The organism is Flagellimonas alvinocaridis (assembly GCF_965248585.1).
GTDB lineage: Bacteria > Bacteroidota > Bacteroidia > Flavobacteriales > Flavobacteriaceae > Flagellimonas > Flagellimonas alvinocaridis.
This window is the reverse complement of record NZ_OZ252111.1, coordinates 520,670-542,119: the sequence shown is the minus strand read 5'-3', so window position 1 is coordinate 542,119 and position 21,450 is coordinate 520,670. Positions and strand designations below refer to the sequence as shown.

At 41.7% G+C, this 21,450-nt stretch carries 18 protein-coding genes and 1 tRNA gene; 8 read left to right on the top strand and 11 right to left on the bottom strand.

Annotated features, from left to right (window positions below):
• Positions 1-10: 10 nt before the first annotated feature.
• The 3 genes from lpxB to ACP14V_RS02405 are packed head-to-tail and all read left to right on the top strand — an operon-like array spanning position 11 to position 3,727.
• Positions 11-1,123 (top strand): lipid-A-disaccharide synthase, encoded by a 1,113-nt coding sequence (gene lpxB, locus ACP14V_RS02415; protein ID WP_272610795.1) that lies wholly within the window; start codon positions 11-13, stop codon positions 1,121-1,123.
• A 34-nt stretch (positions 1,124-1,157) separates the two neighbouring features.
• Positions 1,158-1,703, top strand: coding sequence for a C40 family peptidase (locus ACP14V_RS02410; protein WP_272610938.1), 546 nt, complete (start codon positions 1,158-1,160; stop codon positions 1,701-1,703).
• Positions 1,704-1,720: 17 nt separating this feature from the next.
• Positions 1,721-3,727 (top strand): ComEC/Rec2 family competence protein, encoded by a 2,007-nt coding sequence (locus ACP14V_RS02405; protein WP_424987774.1) that lies wholly within the window; start codon positions 1,721-1,723, stop codon positions 3,725-3,727.
• On the opposite strand, the gene ACP14V_RS02400 is transcribed toward ACP14V_RS02405, so the two are convergent.
• Together ACP14V_RS02400 and ACP14V_RS02395 are read right to left on the bottom strand one after the other, a co-directional pair.
• A complete protein-coding gene (locus tag ACP14V_RS02400; protein ID WP_272610797.1) occupies positions 3,724-5,256 on the bottom strand; it encodes a peptide MFS transporter in 1,533 nt (510 codons plus the stop codon). The two genes, ACP14V_RS02405 and ACP14V_RS02400, sit on opposite strands and share 4 nt — an antisense overlap.
• 16 nt (positions 5,257-5,272) lie before the next feature.
• Entirely contained in the window at positions 5,273-7,471 is a 2,199-nt protein-coding gene (locus tag ACP14V_RS02395; RefSeq protein WP_272610798.1) for a S9 family peptidase, read from the bottom strand.
• A 181-nt stretch (positions 7,472-7,652) separates the two neighbouring features.
• On the opposite strand from ACP14V_RS02395, the gene ACP14V_RS02390 reads away from it, so the two are divergent.
• From ACP14V_RS02390 to ACP14V_RS02375, 4 genes are all read left to right on the top strand, one after another.
• Positions 7,653-8,957, top strand: a complete 1,305-nt coding sequence (locus ACP14V_RS02390; protein ID WP_136565458.1) for a hydroxymethylglutaryl-CoA reductase, degradative — start codon at positions 7,653-7,655, stop codon at positions 8,955-8,957.
• Entirely contained in the window at positions 8,957-9,865 is a 909-nt protein-coding gene (locus ACP14V_RS02385) for a GYDIA family GHMP kinase (protein ID WP_272610799.1), read from the top strand. Before ACP14V_RS02390 ends, ACP14V_RS02385 begins: the two co-directional genes overlap by 1 nt.
• 30 nt (positions 9,866-9,895) lie before the next feature.
• Entirely contained in the window at positions 9,896-10,627 is a 732-nt protein-coding gene (gene bla / locus ACP14V_RS02380; protein WP_272610800.1) for a subclass B1 metallo-beta-lactamase, read from the top strand.
• Positions 10,628-10,770: 143 nt separating this feature from the next.
• Entirely contained in the window at positions 10,771-11,343 is a 573-nt protein-coding gene (locus ACP14V_RS02375) for a hypothetical protein (protein WP_272610801.1), read from the top strand.
• A 55-nt stretch (positions 11,344-11,398) separates the two neighbouring features.
• Here ACP14V_RS02375 and ACP14V_RS02370 read toward each other — a convergent pair whose 3' ends face one another.
• The 7 genes from ACP14V_RS02370 to ACP14V_RS02340 form a co-directional block, all read right to left on the bottom strand.
• On the bottom strand, positions 11,399-13,519 hold the full coding sequence (locus ACP14V_RS02370) for a peptidylprolyl isomerase (protein ID WP_272610802.1): 2,121 nt from the start codon (positions 13,517-13,519) through the stop codon (positions 11,399-11,401).
• A gap of 84 nt (positions 13,520-13,603) precedes the next feature.
• Positions 13,604-14,893: a hemolysin family protein gene (locus ACP14V_RS02365; RefSeq protein WP_272610803.1), complete on the bottom strand. Its 1,290-nt coding sequence runs from the start codon at positions 14,891-14,893 to the stop codon at positions 13,604-13,606.
• 2 nt (positions 14,894-14,895) lie between these two features.
• Complete coding sequence (locus tag ACP14V_RS02360; RefSeq protein WP_136565452.1) at positions 14,896-15,099, bottom strand: NfeD family protein; 204 nt, start codon at positions 15,097-15,099, stop codon at positions 14,896-14,898.
• A gap of 1 nt (position 15,100) precedes the next feature.
• The gene (gene lptC, locus ACP14V_RS02355) at positions 15,101-15,706 is read right to left on the bottom strand and encodes an LPS export ABC transporter periplasmic protein LptC (RefSeq protein ID WP_272610804.1); all 606 of its coding nucleotides are present in this window, start codon (positions 15,704-15,706) and stop codon (positions 15,101-15,103) included.
• Between the two features lies 1 nt (position 15,707).
• Positions 15,708-17,078 carry a hypothetical protein gene (locus ACP14V_RS02350; protein ID WP_272610805.1) on the bottom strand — a complete coding sequence of 457 codons (1,371 nt, stop codon included), beginning with the start codon at positions 17,076-17,078 and terminating at the stop codon, positions 15,708-15,710.
• A 102-nt stretch (positions 17,079-17,180) separates the two neighbouring features.
• The gene (locus ACP14V_RS02345) at positions 17,181-18,446 is read right to left on the bottom strand and encodes a hypothetical protein (protein ID WP_272610806.1); all 1,266 of its coding nucleotides are present in this window, start codon (positions 18,444-18,446) and stop codon (positions 17,181-17,183) included.
• Entirely contained in the window at positions 18,447-19,175 is a 729-nt protein-coding gene (locus ACP14V_RS02340) for a type III pantothenate kinase (RefSeq protein ID WP_136565448.1), read from the bottom strand.
• Positions 19,176-19,275: 100 nt separating this feature from the next.
• On the opposite strand from ACP14V_RS02340, the gene ACP14V_RS02335 reads away from it, so the two are divergent.
• A tRNA-Phe gene (locus tag ACP14V_RS02335) sits at positions 19,276-19,348 on the top strand.
• 139 nt (positions 19,349-19,487) lie between these two features.
• On the opposite strand, the gene ACP14V_RS02330 is transcribed toward ACP14V_RS02335, so the two are convergent.
• A complete protein-coding gene (locus ACP14V_RS02330) occupies positions 19,488-20,345 on the bottom strand; it encodes a creatininase family protein (RefSeq protein ID WP_272610807.1) in 858 nt (285 codons plus the stop codon).
• A 278-nt stretch (positions 20,346-20,623) separates the two neighbouring features.
• Positions 20,624-21,436 (bottom strand): hypothetical protein, encoded by an 813-nt coding sequence (locus ACP14V_RS02325; protein WP_272610808.1) that lies wholly within the window; start codon positions 21,434-21,436, stop codon positions 20,624-20,626.
• Between the last annotated feature and the right edge of the window lie 14 nt (positions 21,437-21,450).

The following is a 21,450-nucleotide window of genomic DNA, read 5'->3' as shown; positions in this document are numbered from 1 at the left end:
GCATTATACGATGAAGTATTATATCATAGCGGGTGAGGCTTCCGGCGATCTGCACGGCTCCAACCTAATCAAGGCGCTGAAGGATGAAGATCTTGATGCAGATATCCGTTGTTGGGGCGGTGATTTGATGCAGCAGGCCGGAGGGCAATTGGCCAAGCATTACAAGGATATGGCCTTTATGGGATTTCTTGAGGTGATCATGAACATCCCCACCATTTTTAAAAACATCGCTTTTTGTAAGGAAGACATCAAAAAATTCAATCCGGATGTGGTCATTTTCATTGATTTTTCGGGATTCAACCTTCGGATAGCCCAATGGGCCAAACAAAACGGATTTAGAACCAACTACTACATTTCCCCTCAAATTTGGGCCTCAAGGGAGGGTCGTATCCAAAAAATCAAGCGTGACATTGATGCGATGTACGTTATCCTTCCTTTTGAAAAGGAGTTCTATGAAAAAAAGCATGGATATCCCGTACAGTTTGTGGGCCACCCCCTTATCGATGCCATAGAGAGCACCCCTTTGGTGGACGAGGCCACTTTCAGAAAAGAAAATGGATTGGACATCGAAAAACCCATCATTGCCTTGCTTCCCGGAAGTAGAAAACAGGAGGTTCAAAAGATGTTGGACGTGATGCTGTCCGTAAAAAGCGATTTTTCCGAATACCAATTTGTGATTGCGGGAGCCCCTAGCCTACCAGATGAATTTTACGCTCCTTTCCTAAAGGAAAATAGGGTGGGCTATGTATCCAACAAAACCTATTCCTTGCTCAAACATTCCCATGCGGCACTGGTGACTAGTGGGACGGCCACTTTGGAAACGGCCCTTTTCGGCATTCCCCAAGTGGTGTGCTACAAGGGCAATTGGATTTCTTACCAAATTGCCAAACGCATCATCACACTCGACTTTATTTCACTGGTCAATTTGATTATGGGAAGAGAGGTGGTCAAAGAACTTATTCAAAACGACCTGACCACCAAAAACCTCAAAAATGAGCTTTCAAAAATAGTGGCAGGACAAGAGCGGGAACAAATTATAGAGGACTATGAATTGCTACGAAAAAAATTGGGTGGAAAAGGCGCCAGTCAATTAGCCGCCCGATTAATCATTGAAAATGCTTAGATTTAACGTCCAAGAAAACAATACTATTTCTTGGATGCTACGTAAAACCATTTTCTTACTGTTTCTTTTTGCTTTTATCAGTTGCGGCCCAGGCAAGAGAAAACGAACCTACAGCAAGACCCGAACCATTACGGTAGAGGGGTCAACAGAAGACACATCCCCCGAGAAAAAAACCAGAAAGGAAGAACGTGAAAATGCCAAGGCCGAGGCCATCATTTCCACCGCTATGGAATTTTCTGGAACGCGCTACAAGTACGGGGGCACCACCAAAAAAGGTATGGATTGTTCTGGATTGGTCTATGTTTCCCTAAAGGAAAACGAAATCCTATTCCCAAGAACTTCGTACCAAATGGCCCTAGAGGGCGAAAAAATTCGGGTGGAAGACGTAGAAAAGGGCGATTTGCTCTTTTTTAAGACGAGTAAAACAGGAAAACGCATCAACCACGTGGGCCTTGTAGTGGATGTGGATGGAGACGACATTAAATTCATTCATGCCACGACCTCAAGAGGCGTTCTGGTATCCTCATTACGGGAGGGATATTGGAACTATGCCTTTGTAAAGGCCATGCGTATCCTATAGTGCACTCGTTTAATTTTGTGTCCATCAAACTCACGGTGTTTCTCATTGTGGGAATTGTTTTGGGCTTTTATCTGGATATCGCACCTCGCATCCCGTTCATTGCGATTTGTATCCTGTTCCCCGTCCTGTACTTTACCTACAAAAGGCAGGCAAGGGATGGTGTTCCCTTTTTTGAGTTGACCACCCTGCTTATAACCGCATCCTTAGGTATGTTGGTGGTTGGTCTATCGCTCTCCAACAATTTGGAGAACCACTATTCCCATCACAATTTTACCAAAGAACGGTTGTGGCAGCTTAAGATAAGGGAGGTCTTAAAACCCAATCCCCATACCCAACGCTATGTGGTTGAAGTGGAAGGTCTGGAACAAAAGGAGGCAAGGGGCAAACTATTGCTCAGCCTTCCTGTGGATGCTACCAAAAAGAACTTCCAAATTGATGATGAGCTTGTTGTGTTCTCAAAGGCTGAGGGCATTCAACCTCCCTTGAATCCGCATCAGTTCAATTACAAGGACTATCTGGGAAAGCAGGGCATCTTTCATCAGATACGGACGGACCATGAATCCATTGTTGTTCAGGAAGCGCCCACTTTGACCATAGTTGGGTTGGCCTCAAATTTCAGGGAACACCTCATCGCAAAACTGAAAGAATACCCTTTTGATACAGACGAACTGGCCGTTATCCAAGCCTTATTGTTGGGGCAACGGGACGACATTTCAGAAAGCACCTATAACAATTACGCCAACGCAGGCGCCATACATATCTTGGCGGTATCGGGACTGCATGTGGGCATCCTGCTTTTCATCTTTCAGTTTTTGTTGTCACCTCTGGAGCGTTTCCCTAAGGGAAAAACCTTAAAACTGGTCGGCGTGGTCGTCCTATTGTGGGCATATGCCTTTGTGGCCGGGCTCTCCCCTTCCATCGTACGGGCTGTTACCATGTTTTCCTTTGTGGCCTATGCCCTGTATTTAAACCGCCCTACCAACGCCTTTAACATCATTGCCCTTTCCATGTGGTTTATTTTGTTGATAAAGCCTCTTTTCTTATTTCAAGTAGGGTTTCAAATGAGTTATGCGGCTGTTTTTGCCATTGTTTGGATCTATCCAAAATTGCAGCGTTTTTGGTTCCCGGAGCATATCATCGTCCGCAAAATATGGCAATTATTGTCCGTGAGCTTGGCCGCCCAATTGGGAGTATTGCCCATTAGCCTGTTCTATTTTCACCAATTCCCTGCTTTGTTTTTTGTATCCAATCTTTTGATCATTCCATTTTTGGGGTTGATTTTAGGCCTTGGCATTTTGGCCATGGTTTTGGCCTTACTGAATCAGCTTCCTACTTTTTTGGTAGTTTCCTACAATTGGGTCATACAAACCATGAATTCCATCGTGGGTTGGGTGGCCCGGCAAGAACAGTTTGTGATCAAGGATATTCCGTTTGATGATGTCCAGCTGGTTTTAGGCTACGCCATCATAATTTCTTTGGTCGTATTCTTATCTCAACCAAAACTGAAACCCACTTTAATTTTATGTAGTGCCTTCATTGCTTTCCAATCCTGGGGCATTTGGAACCAGATACAACTCCGGCAAAAAGAAGCCTTGGTCTTGGTCCACAGATCACGAAACTCCATTTTGCTGCACCAGTTGGGGAATGCTTTGCACATATATGCCCAGGATAGCGTTAATTTAGGCAGTATTGCTCAGGATTATTTGGTCGCAGAGCGAATCAAGACCATTGACAACACGCAGCTCAAGAACAGTTACTCCATCGGTCAAAAAAAGTTGTACATCATGGATAGTTTAGGGATTTTCCCTGAAAACAAAGAACAGGATTTTGTCCTGCTCACCCAGTCCCCAAAAATCAATCTGGAGCGTTTTTTGGATTCCGTTCGTCCCAAAATGGTATTGGCCGATGGCAGCAATTATCCCAGCTACGTATCCCGCTGGAAACGGACTTGTGTTCAAAAAGAAATCCCTTTCCACCATACTGGCGAAAAGGGATATTATGTTTTTGATTTTGATACGGATTAGTGGACGTTCCCCATCAAGCGTTTCATCAATGGTGCAAAAATCAGTACCACTACACCCGCTACCAATGAATATTTGGCAATGAGACTAAAACCATCCAAATACACATTCAAGGTATCGAAGCCGCCCACATTGCTATCGGTGCTCTCAATGGCCAATTGCTTGGAGATGAACCCTACTATTTGGAACGCATAGGCCGATGACAAGAACCATATCCCCATCATAAACGCTACAATACGTTTTGGCGAAAGATCGGTTATCTTGGATAGTCCTACTGGCGACATAAACAATTCCCCGACCGAAATCAGGAAGTATAAGGCAAGCAAATAGGAAAAGGGAACCATTCCATTTTCATCGGCACTACCACCACTTAAAGAAACGACATAAAAGGCCAACCCGGCCAATACTAACCCCATACCAAACTTATATGGTGTTCTTGGGTTGATTTTCTTCTTGGCCATGTACGTCCACATAACCGATATGGGTATGGAAAGAATAACAATGAACATAGAATTCAAGGCATTCGTCTGGCTCGCATTGATCAAAGAAAGGTTGACATTCCTTGCGGCAAAAAGGGTAATTACACTACCATGAAGCTCATGGAATCCCCAAAATATGGTCATAAAGAACGTAATCAAAATGGCCATGAAGAGTTTTTTACGCTCATCCAAAGTAGCTTTGACCATAATATAAATCAAGTAAATTCCTATGGGGATTAACATAAAATTGAAAATCAGGTTAACTGGATTCTGGTTCTCAAAGAAAGATCCTTCGCTTCCAATTGGTTTATAGGAATGAAGAAGGAGTGCAATCAGTGGAGCTGATAAAAAAGCCAAGAGTGTAACTAAATGTTTTTGTGGAATTCCCCAAACCTTCTTTTCATATACTTCAACACTGGGCGGTTTACCTCCATCACCAAATACATTATTTTTGATACCCCTCCAGAAAAACAACAATCCAGTCAACATGCCTATTCCAGCCAGACCAAATCCATAGTGCCAACCATAGGTATGTCCCAACCAACCACAGAGCAAGGGTGAAATAAAGCCCCCTATATTGATTCCCATATAAAAAATGGTGAACCCTGAATCTTTTCGGGTATCACCATCTTTGTACAAGGTTCCCACAAAGGTTGAGATATTGGGTTTGAAAAAGCCATTGCCCACAATGATAAAGGCCAAGGCCAAAAAGAAAGCTATATTATTGTCAATAGCCAATACAAAATGACCTAGGGACATTAAAATCCCTCCTAAAAAAATTGACCTTCTCATTCCAATTATGGTATCGGAAATCTTTCCTCCGATTACTGTAGAAGCATAGACTAACGAGCCATAAGAAGAGTAAATTGCCGCTGCTGCGTAGTCTCTAGTGACCAATGCTTCAAATATGACCTCAACCATATAAAGATACAGCAAGGCCCGCATCCCATAAAAACTGAAACGCTCCCACAGTTCAGCAAAAAATAGGTAGAAAAGCCCCTGCGGGTGCCCAAAAAGGGTTTTCTCGTCGGCTGGTTTTACAATGTCTGACATATATTTTATGTATTGGTTATAAATTCTCCTTGATGAAATTGGTCATTTTAGTGAACAGGTGCAATCGGGTATTACCTCCATAAATACCGTGGTTCTTATCGGGGTAAATGGCCCAATTAAAAGGTTTGTTGGCCTGTACCAAGGCTTCTATCATTCGCATGGAGTTCTGCACATGCACATTGTCATCCCCAGAACCGTGCACCAACAGATATTTACCCTTGAGCAGCTCGGGATAGTTGAATGGAGACTCATTGTCATAGCCTTCAGGGTTTTCTTCAGGGGTACGCAAAAAACGTTCGGTGTAAATGGTATCGTAGAACCTCCAGTTGGTCACCGGGGCCACGGCAATGCCCATTTCAAAGACATCATTCCCTTTCAACAAGCAATTGGTGCTCATATGTCCCCCAAAGCTCCATCCCCATATTCCGGTTCGGTCTTCATCCACATAAGGCAGTTCGCTTAATTTTTTGGCCGCAGCAATTTGGTCCTCGGTCTCATATTTCACTAGGTTCAAATAGGTGACTTTTTTAAAGTCACGCCCTTTATAACCTGTCCCCCTACCATCCACACAAACAACGATGTAGCCCTCGGAGGCCAACATTTCATGCCAGTAGTCATTGCTTCCCAACCAACTATTGGCCACTTGCTGCGAACCAGGGCCACTGTATTGGAACATGATCATAGGGTATTTTTTTGCAGGGTCGAAATCGGCTGGTTTCATCATCCACATGTTCAGGTCGTTCCCATTGATGTTGATGGTGGAGAATTCTTTGGGAACAAGTTCATATCCCTCCAATTTTTTCAACAAAACTGCATTGTCCTTGATCAACCTTCCTTTGCTGATAAGCTCGTTGTCTTCCTTTAAGTCTTTGATTCGTTTACCTTTAGCCACTTGATGGAGGGTGAACTCGTACGGCGTTGTGGCACTTGAAAAGGTGTTGATGTAATAGGTGTAATCGGCACTGAAGGCTGCTGAATTGGTTCCTTCCTTGTTGCTCAACCTTTTTTTATCCTTTCCAGAGCTGGCGATGCTGTAAACGTCCCGATTAATGGAACCGTTCTCCACAGATTGATAGTAAATTTTATCATTGGCCTCATCATACCCATAATACTGGGTCACCTCCCATGGCCCATTGGTAATCTGGTTTTTCAGCTTGCCGTTTTTGCTGTGCAGGTACAAGTGGTTGAAACCGTCGCCTTCGCTGGTCCAGATAAAGCTATCGTCCGGCAAAAAGGTTAGGTCGTCATCAATATCCACATAGGCATTGTCTTTTTCTTCCAACAAAATGGAAACCGAGTTGTCCGTGGCGTTAACATCCAACAGTTTAATATGGTTTTGGTGTCGGTTGATGGTCTGTACACTCAAATGTTCTGGACTATTCATCCATTTGATGCGGGGAATGTAATAGGGATTACCCAAATCCACTTTAGAAATGGAACCTGACTCTACATCCAGCATGTGTAAGGTTACTATGGAATTGTTCTCTCCTGCTTTGGGATATTTAAATTCATACGGAAACGGGTAGAGCCCCTGCCCATATACATCCATGGAAAACATAGGCACTTCGGTTTCGTCAAATCGTAAAAAGGCAATTTTGCTGCCATCACTGTTCCATTCAAAGGCACGGACAAAGGCAAATTCCTCTTCGTACACCCAATCCGTGACCCCGTTGATGATGGTTCCCTTGTTCCCATCTGTGGTTATCTGTTGCACTGACTTGGAAGCAACATTGAAAATGTACAGGTCATTGTCCTGTACGTAAGCTACTTTAGAACCATCTGGAGACAACATAGGTTCTTGGATTTTGGTGTCACTAACCTTTGTCATGCTCTTGGATGCGATATCATACACATAGTATATTCCCAATCTTGATCTTCTAAAAATCGGTTCGACCTCTGTGGCCAACATTATCTTTGATTCATCCTCGCTGAAGGTATATGAGGTAAAAAATGGCACAGTACCTCCTGAGGCCACAATAGTTTCTACCTTTTCCAAAGTTTGATAATCATATTTGTCCAAACTACTGGTCTGGGGTGATCGGGTAAAGTTCAAGATGGTGTACTGTTTTCCGTTTTTCATGGAACGGAGCACATCCATGTACTCGGTCCTAAATTCGCCACCCCAAATTTCTTCGAGGGTAATTTTTTTCTTTTGTGCTGTGGAAATGGTCAAAAATCCTAAAAGGGATAGGATCAAGAAGAACTTTTTGTTCATGTGGAGAAAAAATTATTTAAAACTGTCAAGTTTACTAATATTTATCGAAAAAATAAACTTAAATGTTGCATTTGCAACAAGAACTGATTCACAACATCCTACCTAATCAACGCTTAAGTTTTGACCAGACCTACCCCAAAGTTCTATTATCTTTATATTTGAACCTTTTTAACCGAACACTATGGACACCCCTGTTGAAGGATTTTCCAAACGCTCAAAAGCTGAGAAGATAGCCTACATTGCCGAGCATTTCACCGCAGACCCCAAAGCTTCCAAAAAATTGCTGGAACAGTATTGGAATCCCGACCCAACGGTTCAGAAGCTTCACGACGAGTTCATAGAAAATACTATCTCCAATTATTACCTCCCCTTTGCCATAGCCCCCAATTTTTTGATCAACGGAAAACTTCATGTCATCCCCATGGCCATTGAGGAAAGCTCTGTAGTAGCGGCGGCCAGCAAGGCGGCCAAATTTTGGTTGAACCGGGGCGGATTCAAGACGAAAGTCATTGATACTGAAAAAGTGGGGCAAGTACATTTTATCTATAAGGGAGATGTCCGAAAACTTCAAGGCTTTTTTGAGAAGTTAAAACCAAAGCTCATCCAAAGTGTATCTTCCATTACCCAAAACATGGAAAAACGTGGCGGGGGCATCAACGATATTCAATTACGGGACCTCAGTGATAAAATGGAAGGCTACCACCAACTGCATTGTACGTTTGAGACGTTGGATGCCATGGGGGCCAATTTCATCAATTCGTGTTTGGAACAGTTTGCCAAGACCCTGAAGGATGAAGCAGCTTTATATGCCAACTTCGCCCAAGAGGAAAAGGAGATTGAGATCGTCATGAGCATCCTCTCCAACTACGTTCCCAATTGTTTGGTAAGGGCCGAGGTAAGTTGTACGGTATCAGAATTTGAAAAAGGTGGGGTCTCCGCTGAAAAATTTGTACAGGCGGTGAATATAGCCAAAGTGGAACCTTATAGGGCCGTGACCCACAACAAGGGAATCATGAACGGAGTGGATGCGGTGGTCTTGGCCACTGGAAACGATTTTAGGGCCGTGGAGGCCGGAGTACATGCCTATGCTTCAAAAGACGGGCAGTATTCCAGCCTGACCCATGCCTCCATAGAAAACGACATTTTCTCATTTTGGATTGAAATCCCTTTGGCTTTGGGTACTGTAGGTGGGTTAACCACATTACATCCTTTAGTGAAATTGGGACTGGAAATCCTTCAAAATCCATCCGCAAAGGAGTTGATGCAGATTGTTGCCGTTGCCGGATTGGCACAGAATTTTGCAGCACTACGATCTCTGGTCACCACCGGAATCCAGAAAGGGCACATGAAAATGCACTTGATGAACATGCTCAACCAAATGGGAGCCTCAGAAAGTGAAAAACAGCAACTGGTCCAGTATTTTAAGGACAGAACTGTTACCAACGCTTCGGTTAAGGCTGCATTGGAGAAGATTAAAGCAGAATAATGAAGAAAGAGTTTTACAGTAATGGTAAATTATTGCTTTCTGGCGAGTATGCCATTTTGGATGGAGCTTTAGGATTGGCCATTCCTACCAGCTATGGGCAATCACTCCATGTAACTCCCACCACTACTGGTTTTCTGGAGTGGACCAGTTTTGAAGAGAACAAGAACATTTGGTTCTCCGCCAAATTGGACCTTACCAATTTGAGTATTGTTTCCACATCGGACCAATCAGTGGCCAAAACCCTGAAGTCCTTACTATTGGAAGCCAACGAACAAAATCCCCTGCTATTGACAGATAGTGAGGGTTTTCAAATTGAAACACATCTTACCTTCCCAACATCTTGGGGATTGGGAACTTCCTCTACACTCATTAATAATTTGGCCCAATGGGCGCGCGTGGATGCCTATCAACTTTTATGGAACGCTTTTGGTGGAAGCGGGTACGATATTGCTTGTGCCCAACATGTTTCAGCAATTACCTACCAATTAAAAGATGGGAAACCGGAAATCAATAAGGTGTCGTTTGACCCTAAGTTTAAAGACTCGCTTTATTTTATCCACCTGAACGAAAAACAGAGCAGTAAAGAGGCCATTGCCAACTACAGAAAGCAACAGTTTAACAAAGATGATTTATTGGGGCGGATATCCGATATCACAAAAAATATGGTATCGGAAAACATTTTGACGAAATTTGAAAGTCTAATGGAAGAGCATGAGGCCATCTTATCCGAAATTCTTCAAATCCCAACGGTAAAATCACGCCTTTTTCCAGACTATCCCAACGCCATTAAAAGTTTGGGGGCTTGGGGTGGAGATTTTGTTTTGGCCGTGGGAAATGAAAATACTTTGGATTATTTTCGTGGCAAAGGATTCAAAACCATCATCCCATTTTCTAAAATGGCGTTGTGAGTTTTGGCTCCATTCCCAAAATACCTCATCATGAACAAACTCTCTTCATACGTCATTTTCTTTTTTGTCCTTTTGGGCTGTACCTCAAAAAAAACACCTGTTAGGTATGAAAGCGACCAACTTGTGGTAGAGCAACTGTCTGAAAATACTTTTCAACACATTACCTATCTGAATACCCAGGATTTTGGAAAAGTGGCCTGTAATGGTTTAATTGTTATTGACGAAGGAGAAGCAATCATTTTTGATACCCCCAACACTGATGCTGAATCTGAAGAATTGATTCGTTGGGTCGATGAAGAATTGGGATGTAAGGTGACGGGAATCGTAGCAACGCATTTTCATACCGATTGTTTGGGAGGGCTGCAGGCTTTTCACAAGCATAACATTTCTTCCTATGCAACCGAAAGAACCATCGAACTAGCCACTGCAAAGGACCATCCCGTACCTCAAAATGGATTTGTCAATACCAAAGAGCTAAAACTTGGGAGTAAAAAAGTAATTCTAGATTATTTGGGAGAAGGCCACACCCAAGACAACAGCATCGGTTATTTTCCAAGTGAACAAGTACTATTTGGTGGATGTTTGGTAAAATCCCTAGGGGCCGGAAAGGGAAATCTGGAAGATGCCAATACGGAGGCATGGCCGCAAACCATCCAGAATATAAAAGCCAAGTATCCCCAAGCAAACATTATAATTCCGGGCCATGGGAAACCAGGCGGTACCGACCTCCTTGATTTTACCATGGCACTCTTTAGGGATTAAACCAAAAATACTGCCCATCCAATTTAACATCAAAGTCATCTTTTTGGTCATTTCGTAAACCCAAATAAGGTATCCATCAATTGGAATGCCCATACCATGGAAGTATCCACTAGGTTTAAGCTATAAACCAAAAGTTGACTATTATGCCATGGTTCGGTAAAATCCCCATTATCTATCTGTCAGTTGGGTTCATATCCATAATGGATGTATACACCCAAACCCCTGAAACCACGCAAAGACTTGACCAATTTGTCAAGGAGAATTCCAAAGTCACCTATACTGAGATTACTTCTGAAGCCACAGAGTATATCCTAAAACACAAAGTATACTGCATCGCCTTGGAGACTTCCAACATTTATGATGACCCGGGTAGGGATTTGGATGAATTCATTGTGATTGATGACGGTACGGATATTCAAAGCTGTCAGAAGCTCAAAAAAAATACTTCCATGGCGTATTTCTTAGGCCACCTCCATGAAGATTTTACCCTGACCCTTACGACCGCTCCCTTATTTCAAGATCTTCTGGACATTCTATACCCAGTGGAGGATTGGAAATTGGATAAACGGGAATTCTTTTTTAAGAACAGCAAATGGTATTTTCTGCGTGATGCTTATATGAGGTCCAAACAAGGCTTTGAAATAACTGTGGATTCTGGAGGAAAAATTACTGACATGCGATACAAAATGAAATGGGACGTTCCGGACAGGTCATAAAAAAAGCGCCCAGTACAGTACTGGGCGCTTTTTTTATATTTCCAATAACTACATTTTAGTAGAATGTAGCTCTGTTATCCTCTATTTCGGCATTTTCCTTAAGTGCATTGTATACTGCTCCATTTACTCTATTTGCCGCACTTGCACGCAAGTTACCCGCATACGTACTAAAGTTCTCCATAGCTGGAGCATCTTCCTTCTTTGTCACTTTTAGCATATAAACACCTGTTTCACCCTGGATCAATCCAGATGTTTGATCTTGGCCAAGGGCAAAGGCCGTGCCCACTACCAACGGCTCTCTTCCTGCTCCAGGTATGGTTGGTGACTTTAAGGTTACTGCCGTAGCATTGCTTAAACTCACATTGTTGTCAGAAGCTATGGCATCCATTGCCTTTCCTTGATTGGCAGCGATAATCTGTTCTGCTTTACGTTCTTTTCTGATTTGTGGTAAAGCCATTGTAGAAGCATCTTCAGGGGTCATTAACCCTTTTTTGTACTTCTTGGTCAATTGTACAACCGCATAACCGTTGTTCACATTAAATCGTCTAATATCGCCAACACTGGTGTCTTCATTAAACGCCCATTGAACAATACTACGCTGTGAACCCAAACCGGGAAGACTTTCATCCATTTCCTTGATCTTGTTCACAGGACGTACGGTATAGCTACTCTCCCTGGCAATATCGCCAAAGTCCTCTGCTTTGGCATCCATGGACGCCATTTCGAACTTGGTGGCATCGGTGAACAAGGTATTGATGGTCTCCTCGGAAGGTTCAATTTCCCTTGAAAGGGTAGCAACTTGTACTACATCTTGTTTATCATCAACCTTAATGACATGGAAACCAAATTGAGTTTCTACCAGACCAATTGTTCCAACTGGGTTGCCAAAACAAAAGTCATTGAACCCATCAGCCATAACTCCTTCTTGGAAATATCCCAAGTCTCCGCCTCGTGGTGCGGATGGACCATCTGAATTTTCTCTTGCCAATGTAGTGAAAACAGCTCCTTCTTTTCTTGCTTCAGCCAAAATTTCTTTTGCTTTTGCTTCTGCTTCTTCCTTGGTTCTGGTTATGCTTGGATTGGCTCTTTCAGCACCTTCCCATGTAAAAAGGATATGGCTTGCCTTTACCGACCCATTGGCTTTTTTGTTCATGATCTTCGAAACCCTATAGAAATTTCCATCTTTATAGGGTCCATATACTTCCCCAATGGCCAAGGTCATCAGTGTATCAGCAACCACGGCTGGCAATTCATTTTGCCTTTTGTAGATGGTATCGAATTTTGTATCAGAATTCCGATCCAAGAAAGCAACCATGTCCGTTGTGTTTCTAAACCCAGGAATAGTATCGGTTGCATCTCTTTCTTCATCATACTCTACCGTATCCCCCAACAGCGAAGTAATGGCTTCCTTCACGGCATTTTCATCTTCAACGGAGGGTCTTTCCTCAAAATAAATGAAGCGTATATCCCGTGCCTTATCTTGTTCAAACTGTTTTTTATGATTGCTGATGTACGCCTGAATATCACTTTTGGAAACTTCTATAGTACTGTCGGCAATGGAGGTATAAGGTACACGTACATATTGAATGTCTACCTTCTCATTGGCCAATTTATAGTCAAACTCACCCTCAACGAGTGTTGCACCAACTCCACCTTTGATCAGGTTAAAATACAAGCGTTCCTTGGCGGCTTCAATAATCGCTTTTTCATCCTGCAACCAAGCTTCATATCTTAATGGATCGTTCACTTTCCAATCTGCAATCGCACTTTTGAATACTTCTTCGTTGAAAATTCCATTTTCATCCAAAAAGTCAGGAATCTGGGCATATCCCGAAGTCTTTACAAACTCAATGATTTGGTCACTTTCCACATCAATCCCCAAATCCTCATATTGTTGGTTCAAAATCGCTTTTCTTACTTCGCGATCATAAACGGTGTTCACCAACTGTGTTGATGAGAAATTGGGCCCGTACTGTCTTGAGGCTGTCTCTACCTGTCTTCTAAAGTCATCAATGGAAATACTTTCCCCATTTACCTCAGCTACCGAGGAGCCTACTTTGCCTCCTGCAAAATCGTTGCTGGAAAAGACTCCGGATATTACAAATGCGAACAACGCTAAACCTATGATCAAAATCAACACGGTTGTCCGTTTTCTAATATTCTCTAATATTGCCATTTTACTGCTTATTTTCTTTAATTACGGTGGGCGAAAATACCACTTTCTTTTCAAATAGGAAAGCTTAAAAAAGCGTGGAATTTGTTAATCCTCAGTATGAACGCGCACAACCACCAAATCGATTTTAGTGCTGGACACTTCCAAAATGTGAAAAGTGAAATTTTCAATGTTTACTTCTGAGTCTTGTTCGGGTATTTCACCTGTCTCATTCATGATGAGTCCGCCCAGTGTCTCGTATTCCTCACCTTCGGGCAGCTCCAACTTATAATTTTCATTGATATAATCCACTTCCAATCGGGCAGAGAACTTATATACATTTTCACTTAGTTGTTCTTCATGAAGGTCTGTAGAGTCGTGCTCATCTTCTATCTCCCCAAAAAGTTCTTCAATAATATCCTCAACAGTCATTATTCCCGCTGTGCCACCATACTCATCCAACACCACGGCCATACTTTTCCTCTTTTTGGTCAAGGCATTCAAAATATCTTGAATGGGCATGGTTTCTGGAACAAATTCAACCGGCAAGAGGATACTTTTTAAGGTCTTGGGTTTTTTAAAAAGCTCATACGAATGTACATACCCAATGATCTCATCTATATTTTCCTTGTACACCAGAATCTTGGAGTACCCTGTCTCTGAGAACAATTTTGCCAGATTTTTGGGTGTCTCGGAGATTTCCACTGCGGTGATCTCCGTTCTTGGCACCATGACTTCCCTTGCCTTTACTGTGGAAAACTCCAAGGCGTTCTGGAATATCTGAATTTCAGAATCCACCTCATCCTCCTCTTCCACAGCTTCCATCTGCTCGGTAATGTAGTCTCCAAGTTCCAGTTTGGTAAATGATAACTGCACTTCATCCCCATCCGTTTTAAAAAATATTTTGAGAATAAAATCCGATACCTTGATTACAAACCAAGAGATGAACGAGAACAACACATAAAAAACATAGGCCGGCACGGCCAAGAACTTCAGTAGGGTATTGGAATAGATTTGAAAAAGTACCTTGGGCAAAAACTCGGCGGTAAGCAAAATGATCAAGGTTGAAATCACTGTTTGGGACACCAAACTAAAATCTGTGAGCAGCACATTAAGAAAATCCAAGTTTGTGGGCAACAGGCTTTGAAACCATCTCATGAGTACATCTCCCATGAAAAGTCCATAAATAACCAATGCTATATTGTTTCCAATGAGCATGGTGGCTATAAATTTTGATGGTTTTTGGGTAAGCAGTGTCAATACTTTTGCCAAAAATCCTTGTTGCTTTTTCTCAATCTCGATATGGATTTTGTTTGCAGAAATAAAAGCAATCTCCATTCCTGAAAAAAAGGCCGAGAACAACAGCGAAAGCGCTATGATGCCAAAAGAGAAGTCCAAAATTATTGTTGGTTGTCCTTTTTACGTTGTTCAAAACGTTTGCGATACCTCCTTCTAAATAAGAACATGGCTATGGAGACCACCGCAAAAAATATAAAAATATAGGTTTCCTTTGGGTCTATCTGCCAAAGGGTAACAATCTTATATATAGCTACAATGGCAACGACCAAATAAAGGTATTCCGTGTATCGTAAAATCTTTATCATACTATTCTTTTTCTTCCTTGATAGTCATTAGACCATATGTTTTATGGGCTTTTAAAAAACTAAATTCCTTATTGAAATCCATTCCTTCCCCATCCATTATGGTTCCATCTTCGGGGTTGGTATATGTAAATTTCTCTTCGGTAAAAATCCAATTGTTCTTTCTATCGAAGAACAGTTGGGGAGTTTCCAATTTTTTGCCATCATGGGTTTCGATTACCACATTGCCCTGTAAGTCTATCAATCCGGTCTGGGAATATACAATCCCATAGTCTGCCTTGACAACACTTTTTTGATTCTTCTCGTCAAAAAAATCGACCTTGAGTCCATTAGGAAAGGTACGGAATTTAAAGTTTTGGTTGTCATAATCCTCAGATAAAGGACTGGACAGCACTGCAATTACTCGGGACTGTGCAGAATCTTGGGAACTCATGACATCAACGGTCTCGGTATATGTGAAGGTGAAGTTATGGGCAATCCTTTCAGGGAAAACAGGTTTTATGGCTTCTTCACCCACCCTTTGATAGTCGTCCTTACAGGACATAAAAAGGATTGCCACGACAAAAGCCGTGGCAAAACACTTTAAAATATTTCTGGATGTTCGTTTCAACTTATAGATTAGGTACTTTAACACTACCACCTACCCAGCAGCTGAAACTAATTGTTTTTCCTGCCATTCCAGAGCTGAAGATCATTTCCTTGGTAGGGGCTTTTGCATCATAACTTGCAGCAGTTTGACTGGCGTGACCACTCAAAGAAGGGTCTACCCTTCCAGCTTTTCTTGCCATATCCGCAGCTTTCCAATAGATAGCTCTTTTTTCAAACGCGGAGGTTCCACAATCGTTGGCACTTCCAGCATAAAGATTGGCAATCAACAAATAGGCTTTACCATTTGCTGGATTGGCATCAACTGCTTTTAGCGCATAGCTTCTACCTTGTGATTTACTGCTTTTTCGAACAATAGTGGCAATCTTGTATAAGATATTGGACTTCTTATAGGAATCCGTTTCCAGTTCCACGGCTTTATTAAAGTCTGCAATAGCTCCTTTGCTATCTCCAGATTTTTGTTTTAAAACACCTCCATACATGTAGGCATCTGCGGAAGGGTCCAAAGCCAATTGGGCTTCAAACAACTTGCGGAACATAGGGTCGTCCGTACACTCTTTGGAGAACATTCTTCCCACGGCACGCTTCACCCATTTTACATCTCCTTTTTTGGCATCATAACTCTTTTCATATAGCGGGATAAGATTGTCACAATCTGCCAAGGCACCCAATTTGGAGTCGATGCTACTTGCAATTTTCCCGTAAGACTCAGAGTTAGTGCTGGCCACTCTCAATTGTCTTTTTTCTTTGGAAGTCAATGTTCCCAATGAATCCTTCGGAAGCAACTTGGTGACAACATCGGTCAATTTTTTATTTTCTTCCTCTACTTTCTCGGTTACATCATCATAGGTATCAAATACATCTTGCAGGTCTTTCTTGCCTGTATCATGTAAATTCACCAAAGCTGAGAAGTATAGGTATAGGGCTTTAGGGTTTTTGAAGTTATCACGGTCTTCCTTAAAAGCCTTGTCCAACATACCGAACAACTGCTCATCGGATGCCATTTTGTTGTCGTAAAGCAAAAGTGCTTTATCGATTTCCGTAGCCGCTGGTGGGTAGTTCTTTGGGAAATATTTTCTACTGTTGTCATATAATGACAACAATTCCTGGATATATCCATCTTTATCGGCGCCTGAAGAGTTGTCTATTTTGTGCGCCAGAATTTTTTCTCCATAGGAAAAATTGGCCTTGTTGATGTCTGGGCAGCTTTCATAAACCATTTTCCATGGTTCGTAGGCGGCATCATAGTTTTTTACTTTAGCGTGTTCTGCGTAAATGGAAAGATTGGTCATGCACTCTGGATTTTGTGCTTGAGCCATACTTAATCCCGTCGACATAATGGCCGCTATCATCGTTAAGTAGTGTTTCTTCTTCATCTTACTAATTTTAAAGTGGTTAAAGTACAAATTTTCATTAATAAATCCTGTTAAAGGAACTTATATGGGTGGTTATTTATTATTTCTTTAAAAAAAGGGCCATCAATTTATTTTTCTCTTGACAAACCATCTATCGTTTAAGGACAATCCTACATTAACCTTAAAATAGCTTTCTTCAATAAGAGCTGCATCCGTGGTACCCCTTCTTCCCAGTTCAAAACCTAGGTTTAGATTTGAGAACGAATTCCCCAACGGTAATCCAAGTCCAAAAGTTATGCCAAAGTTGTTTATTTCCTTGTTGTTCACTTGGAGCCCGGTTACATCGTACCGGAGTCCTGCACGGTACGTAATTCTTTTAAAATAGCTGGTCAGGGAACGATAATCTGGCACAAAATACCCTCCAAAGGCGTATGTACTTGCATCGTTATAGGTTACATTTTCCAAGCCTAGGAATGTGTTTTCAAAATCGCTGAATTGTTGGAAACTGTATTCACCGCCCATGAACCACTTTTTGTTTTCCCCAAAACCTAATCCAACCGTAGTTCTTGTAGGTATTTTGAGCTCGGTGTTCCTAAGGTTGTTTGCATCCAAATCCACATCTATCACTTCAATCTCGTCTCCTGTGACCAACGAGAACGAACCTAGTTTTGCGGAATTCTTTGAAACAAGATTGCCTTGGGTATTCACCAATACCGAGGTATATAGTGTGTACTTATCTTTTATGGTTGGGTTATAATTGAGCGCATATTTAAAGTCGTACCCATTTATACGTGACTCGCGATCGTCCAAAGTTCCAAACTGAACATCTTCCACACTTTGGACCCTTCTGTATTCCAACGTTCCAAAATTGTAGCTTGCCGTAACACCAATGCTCAAGTCTTTAAGAATTTGCATTCCTATAGAGGCATATATACGGTTTAGCCCACCATCTCCCGTGAACACATTGGTGACCTCTGCACCATCGGAAGTTCGCGTCTCATTCCTTAAACTATAGCCTACAGATGACAAGGGCATTAATCCAAAGCCCATGCCCACATTTTTTGCCACAGGGAAGCCAATAGCCAAATAATCCAGATTTGTAACCGAGATGTTCTGCTGTTCGCTCCAATCTTTTAACCTGTACTCTGTATGGGAGAGTGCTGCGGTATATGTAGTAAGTTTTAGTTTTGAATAGGCCGCTGGATTGGAAAGGTTTATATGGATGCTGTCCGCATACATACTAACGCCCCCCATCATTTGGTTATCCACCGTTCCATTGTTTCTCAGGTCCCCTATTCCAAAGTATGAATACGGTGATATTGTACCGTTTTGCGCAAAAATGCCATGGGCAATCACACAAAAAAAAGCAATCAAAAATTTCCTAACCATCTAGCTTTTGTTGTATTCCAGCAAGTAATTTAGTCCCTCCAAGAGAAATTTGGGGTTCGCAAATATGGTGTTTTTTAGCCTTTTGTCAAAAAAATGGGAGTCACCGCCTGTTAAAATAACTGTTAAATGTTGGAACCGAGCCCGATACTGGTCAATAACACCGTCCACTTCCCGGGACACACCATTAATTACCCCACTATGCATACAAGCATTGGTGGAGTTTCCAATAAAATCCAAAACCTCAGTAGGTTCCAGCAGAGGTAATCCGGCCGTTTGCTGGTTCATGGCTTTATATCGCATCCGAATACCGGGCGAAATAGCTCCTCCAACAAACTCCCCTACATTATTTACCAAATCGTATGTGATGCAGGTCCCGGCATCTATCACCAATGTATTGCCTCTAGGGTTATGGTAAAAAGCCGCCGTTGCCAATGCCAACCTATCTACACCCAAGGTCTGTGGGGTGGCATAACTGTTCTTAAAAGGAACTTTTGATGCATTTGTGAGCACATGCACCTTACAGAACAAGGCCAGAACATCGCGCTCTTTTTTATCCATTTTCCCAACCGAAGAGATCAATGCGTTGCCAATTCTGGGGTATTGTTCAAAAAGTTCCTTGATCTGGGAAAGGAACAATCCGGACTCTGAATTTTGGTCATGCAGCATTCTGCCGTTTTCAAAAACCGCATACTTTACCAAGGTATTCCCGACATCCACAACCAAATTCATTCTGCAAAGATCGAGAATTGAAAAAAAACCCTAGCCTTTTTTCCAGATTTTGTTTGTATATCCTAATTTTGAAATTATATTTGCACCCGCTTAACGGCATGGTACCTTAGCTCAGTTGGTAGAGCAACGGACTGAAAATCCGTGTGTCCCTGGTTCGATTCCTGGAGGTACCACAAAGTGGCAACTACAAAAAGCCCATCCAATTTGGATGGGCTTTTGTTTTGGGACAAAACGGAATCGAAGTGTATCCTGAGCAAAAACATAGTTTTCGATGAATTAACTCCTTAAGCCCCACCTCTGCCGCTGGACAACTTATTTCTTGACCCGGTCAAAATATTCTTCTTGAAGCTTTAAGGTATTTACATCGTTTTTGACTTCTTTGATCGCCGACACCAATGAAGAAATGACATTCTCGGTAATTACCTTGCCTAACTCAACGGTAGCCACACTCGCATCGCCCGCATAGTGGTTGGGATAGGCGGCATACCACCATATAGCAGTGTAGATATTGCTTGAAAGGTTCAATCTCCCTTGATTAGCCCCGGATTCTTGGGTGCTTCGCTCCTGCTTCATCAAATCTGGCCTCAGGTACAATATGGCCGATGCTTCATTCTCGCCTCCGTGCTGATCCGTAACTGGGTCCGACTTTCTAATGGACGCCATCTTATCGGCCACCTCCTTAGGAACATTGGGCTCAAAGAAATACACGGCATAATCCCTTCTTTTCTCCAATTGGTTTTGAATAAAATATCGAATCATTTGGGGATTCCCACCATGTCCGTTGATAATGATTATCCGCTTAAAACCGTTTCGGGCAATTTCCTTTGTGGTCTCCTCCAACAACTCCATGGCCAATTTGCTTGGCAGGGAAAAGGTCCCGTACTGCTGTTTGGCCTCATTGACCTGCCCATAGAAATAATCCGGGAACACAACCGCGTATTCTTGTTTGGTGGCTCTGGCTGACCACTCTCGTACGCGTATCAAATCTGAACCAATTGGGACACCTGGCCCGTGCTTTTCCAAAATTCCAATGGGCAATATGCACGTATAATTTGATTTTACAAGTGCATTTTCCCAGTCCGAAGCGGTCAATTCGTCCCACCGGGAAGGAATCTCTTGGGACCTTACTACGGAACAAACCAAAACCAATGCGTAAATGAGATATTTCATATGTGATCTATGTTATTGATGTACAAACAAAAATATAGAAATCTTTACCTCATAAGGAGCAGGTCTTGGCGTATCACATTAATTGTTTCTTTTGTTATTTATATGAATTTCAGCACTTTGTAGCCCTATCTGCTGTGTTGGCTCCAAACACAATGCACCCGAAACCAATACCAAGGTGGCTCCTTTCGCTTCCTTTTAAGTGTGTATCTGTGACACCATACCGCATGATGCCATATTGCAGGGGCAGAGCAATGGATTATAGCCTGTTGTACCTAGTTTTAATATTTAATTTCTCTGTAAGTTCTGTGATATGGTTTTGTTGTTCCATCAGGACTTATTACGTTTTTGACTAATTTAATCCAGTTCCCTTTTTCGTCATATTCATAATTTATTTCGTGAATAAAGGGTTCTGTTTTGTCGGTCAAAATCCAATACATTTTTATAATATCTCCGTTTTCATTTTTGTCAATGATATAGTCAGAATTAATATTCCCTTTTATTTCCTCTTCTAGTTGCCCTTGGTAATTAAAATCCATTAAAATGAATTGACTATTTGAATAATCATAATTGATATTTTGAATTCTGGTTTTATCAGGACCAACAATTTTATGCTCAATTAAAGTCGGATTGTTTAAACTATCATATGTCACAGTATATCTCATATAAGTTTTACCCGAATCGTTTATTTTTTCTTTAATCTTTTTTCCTTTGAGATATTGATAATTGACTTTAGTTATGTACCATTTTCCTCCTTCATATTTTAAGTTTCCTTCATAGTTCAAAATACGTTTATTTGAATCCAGTTTAATTATTTCGTCAGCAATAAATTCATTATCTCGATATTTTTTAACAAGCATTTCAAAATCAGATTTGAAGGTGTAAGTGTTTTTTTCAATCCAAGTTTCGGAATTTGTCATAAAAATTGTGTCATTGACAACTATCTCTGAAGGGTTTCCAAATTTCACGTTATAATATGCCTTAGATGCAACTTTTTTCGCAATTTCAGAATAGAAAGTTGGTTCAGATTCTTGATTTTGCGAATATCCAAATAGTGCAATGAAAAGTGAAAATATGAATGGTAGTTTGCTCATTTCTTAAATTAGGT